The sequence below is a fragment of the Pseudomonas palmensis genome, assembly GCF_017848315.1.
In the GTDB taxonomy this organism is placed as follows: Bacteria; Pseudomonadota; Gammaproteobacteria; order Pseudomonadales; family Pseudomonadaceae; genus Aquipseudomonas; species Aquipseudomonas palmensis.
Map to the genome: position 1 here is coordinate 1 of NZ_JAFKEC010000113.1, position 4,047 is coordinate 4,047.

4 protein-coding genes are annotated in these 4,047 nt (G+C 56.3%); all 4 read right to left on the reverse strand.

Going from position 1 to position 4,047, the window contains the following annotated elements; translation table 11 throughout:
* On the reverse strand, positions 1-736 hold a 736-nt coding region (locus tag JZZ72_RS27500), incomplete at its 3' end, for a GTP-binding protein (protein WP_210015482.1).
* Between the two features lie 30 nt (positions 737-766).
* Complete coding sequence (fusA, locus tag JZZ72_RS27505; protein WP_043861933.1) at positions 767-2,914, reverse strand: elongation factor G; 2,148 nt, start codon at positions 2,912-2,914, stop codon at positions 767-769.
* 30 nt (positions 2,915-2,944) lie between these two features.
* Positions 2,945-3,415, reverse strand: coding sequence for a 30S ribosomal protein S7 (gene rpsG / locus JZZ72_RS27510; protein ID WP_008089143.1), 471 nt, complete (start codon positions 3,413-3,415; stop codon positions 2,945-2,947).
* A 120-nt stretch (positions 3,416-3,535) separates the two neighbouring features.
* Positions 3,536-3,907 (reverse strand): 30S ribosomal protein S12, encoded by a 372-nt coding sequence (gene rpsL, locus JZZ72_RS27515; RefSeq protein ID WP_003186084.1) that lies wholly within the window; start codon positions 3,905-3,907, stop codon positions 3,536-3,538.
* Between the last annotated feature and the right edge of the window lie 140 nt (positions 3,908-4,047).

A 4,047-nucleotide genomic window follows, 5' to 3' on the forward strand; every position in this document is an offset into this window, starting at 1 on the left:
GGGCGTCTTGAACGCGGACGATGCCACGCTCGATACGACCGGTAACAACGGTACCACGACCCGAGATCGAGAATACGTCTTCGATTGGCATCAGGAACGGCTTGTCGATAGCGCGCTCAGGCTCTGGGATGTAGGTATCCAGAGTCTCAACCAGCTTCTTGACAGCGGTGGTGCCCATTTCGTTGTCGTCTTTGCCTTCCAGCGCCATACGAGCCGAACCGATGATGATCGGGGTATCGTCGCCTGGGAAGTCGTAGGTGGACAGCAGGTCGCGAACTTCCATCTCGACCAGTTCCAGCAGCTCAGCGTCGTCTACCAGGTCAGCCTTGTTCAGGAAGACCACGATGTACGGAACGCCAACCTGACGGGACAGCAGGATGTGCTCACGGGTTTGTGGCATCGGACCATCGGCAGCCGAGCAAACCAGGATCGCGCCGTCCATCTGGGCAGCACCGGTGATCATGTTCTTCACGTAGTCAGCGTGACCTGGGCAGTCGACGTGAGCGTAGTGACGAATGGTCGAGTTGTACTCAACGTGAGCGGTGTTGATGGTGATACCGCGAGCTTTCTCTTCTGGAGCGCTGTCGATCTTGTCGAATTCAACGACTGCGGAACCGAAAACTTCGGAGCAGACGCGAGTCAGAGCTGCGGTCAGAGTGGTTTTACCGTGGTCAACGTGACCGATGGTGCCAACGTTGACGTGCGGAAGGGAACGATCAAATTTTTCTTTAGCCACGACAATTAACTCCTAGCCTAAAGGACTGAATCAGCCTTGTTTTTTAACGAGCGCTTCGACGATGTTCGACGGAGCCTCAGCGTATTTGGAGAATTCCATGGAGTAGCTCGCGCGACCCTGGGACATGGAACGAACGTCGGTCGCATAACCGAACATCTCTCCGAGCGGAACTTCAGCACGGACAACCTTGCCGGACACCGAATCTTCCATACCCTGGATCAGACCACGACGACGGTTCAGGTCACCCATCACGTCACCCATGTAGTCCTCAGGGGTCACAACTTCTACCTTCATGATCGGCTCAAGCACCTTACCGCCGCCTTTGGCTGCGAGTTGCTTGGTCGCCATGGAGGCCGCCACCTTGAACGCCATCTCGTTAGAGTCGACGTCGTGGTAGGAACCATCAAACACGGTTGCCTTCAGGCCGATCAGCGGATAGCCGGCAACGATGCCGTTCTTCATCTGCTCTTCGATACCCTTCTGGATCGCCGGGATGTATTCCTTCGGAACCACACCACCCACAACCTCGTTGGTGAAAACCAGGCCTTCGGTGATGTTGCCGTGTGCGTCCACGTCTGGCTGCGAGAAGCGGATCCAGCAGTGACCGAACTGACCGCGACCACCGGACTGACGAACGAACTTGCCTTCGATTTCGACGTTGTCTTTGGTGATCTGCTCGCGATAGGAAACCTGCGGCTTACCGATGTTGGCTTCGACGTTGAATTCGCGCTTCATGCGGTCAACGAGGATGTCCAGGTGAAGCTCGCCCATACCCGAGATGATGGTCTGGCCGGTTTCTTCGTCGGTCTTGACGCGGAACGACGGGTCTTCCTGAGCCAGCTTGCCCAGTGCGATACCCATCTTTTCCTGGTCCTGCTTGGTTTTCGGCTCGACAGCTACCGAAATCACAGGCTCAGGGAAGTCCATACGCTCGAGGATGATCGGCTTGTCGGCGTTGCACAGGGTGTCACCAGTGGTGACGTCCTTCATGCCGATCAGAGCAGCGATGTCGCCGGCCAGTACTTCCTTGATTTCTTCACGCTGGTTGGCGTGCATCTGCACCATACGACCAACGCGCTCTTTCTTGCCCTTGACCGAGTTGATCACGGAGTCGCCGGACTGCAGCATACCCGAGTAAACACGGACAAAAGTCAGAGTACCAACGAACGGGTCGGTGGCAATCTTGAACGCCAGAGCCGAGAACGGCTCGTTGTCGTCGGCATGACGCTCGTCGTAGTCGGCGTCGACCAGCTCTTCCTTTGGCTTCTCGATCAGGTCAGGGTGGATACCCTTGATCGCAGGAATCTCGGTAGGAGCAGGCAGGAAGTCGATAACGGCGTCGAGAACCAGGGGAACGCCCTTGTTCTTGAACGACGAACCACAGACAGCCGGAACGATCTCGCTGGCCAGGGTACGCGCGCGCAGACCGGCCTTGATTTCTTCGACGGTCAGCTCTTCGCCTTCCAGGTACTTGTTCATCAGCTCTTCGCTGGACTCGGCAGCCGCTTCAACCATGTTGGAGCGCCACTCTTGAGCCAGCTCCAGCATATCGGCAGGAATTTCTTCCTCGCGATAGGTGGTGCCTTTGTCGTCTTCGTTCCAGTAGATAGCCTTCATCTTGATCAGATCGACCTGACCCTGGAAGTTCTCTTCCGAACCGATGGCCAGCTGAACAGGAACCGGGGTGTGACCCAGACGGTTCTTGATCTGACCTACGACGCGCAGGAAGTTGGCACCGGCACGGTCCATCTTGTTCACGTATACAACACGTGGAACGCCGTACTTGTTGGCTTGACGCCATACGGTTTCGGACTGTGGCTCAACGCCGGAGGTACCGCAGAACACAACGACAGCGCCGTCGAGTACACGCAGCGAACGCTCAACTTCAATGGTGAAGTCAACGTGGCCGGGGGTATCGATGACGTTTACGCGGTAGTTGTCATACTGACCCTTGGAGCCTTTCCAGAAGGTAGTGACAGCAGCGGAGGTAATGGTGATACCCCGCTCCTGCTCCTGCACCATCCAGTCGGTGGTCGCGGCGCCATCATGCACCTCGCCCAGTTTGTGGCTCAGGCCTGTGTAGAACAGGATCCGCTCGGTAGTAGTGGTCTTGCCCGCGTCAACGTGCGCGCAAATACCAATGTTACGGTAGCGGTTGATTGGTGTAGTACGAGCCATAGAGCCCTCGCAAAAATAGTGATGCCTGAATTAGAAGCGGTAGTGCGAGAACGCTTTGTTGGCTTCGGCCATACGGTGTACGTCTTCACGCTTCTTGACTGCAGCACCTTTGCCTTCAGCAGCATCCAGCAATTCGCCGGCCAGGCGCAGGGCCATAGACTTCTCGCCGCGCTTGCGCGCGTAGTCTACCAACCAGCGCATTGCCAGGGCGTTACGACGGGACGGACGAACTTCGACCGGAACCTGGTAAGTAGCACCGCCAACACGGCGCGACTTCACTTCGACCAGCGGAGCGATGGCGTCGAGAGCTTTCTCGAAGATTTCCAGGGGATCGCTGTTCTTGCGTTCTTTGACCTTGTCCAGCGCACCGTAAACGATACGCTCGGCAACGGCCTTCTTGCCGCTTTCCATCACGTGGTTCATGAACTTGGCGAGAATCTGCGATCCGTATTTTGGATCGTCCAGAATCTCACGCTTGGCTGCTACACGACGTCTTGGCATTGATAAGCCCTCAAACGGTCTTCAGGTTAGCTCGGGACAGGGAACCCAGAGGTTGCGTGCCCGACCTTACTCTTATCGACTCAATAAAATTGATAACTGCAAATTGCTGCAAACGGCCGATTACTTCGGACGCTTGGTACCGTACTTCGAACGACCTTGGTTACGACCTTTGACGCCGGAGGTATCCAGGGAGCCGCGAACGGTGTGGTAACGAACACCTGGCAAGTCTTTTACACGACCGCCGCGGATCAGTACCACGCTGTGCTCTTGCAGGTTGTGGCCTTCACCACCGATGTACGAGGAAACCTCGAAACCGTTGGTCAGACGCACACGGCATACTTTACGCAGTGCCGAGTTAGGTTTTTTCGGCGTGGTGGTGTACACACGGGTGCACACGCCACGACGTTGCGGGCAGTTCTGCAGCGCAGGAACGTCGGATTTCTCGACGATACGCTTACGCGGCTGACGTACCAGCTGGTTGATAGTTGCCATCTACTAGCTCCACTGTTGTCTTGCGACGCTATTGTCTTGCAAGAAAAGCAAAATGGCAGGACGAAGTCCCACCAAATTTAGGGGTACAAGAGTCTAAAGAGGATCTTGCCCCTCGTCAAGGCAAGGCCCCGACATCCCCC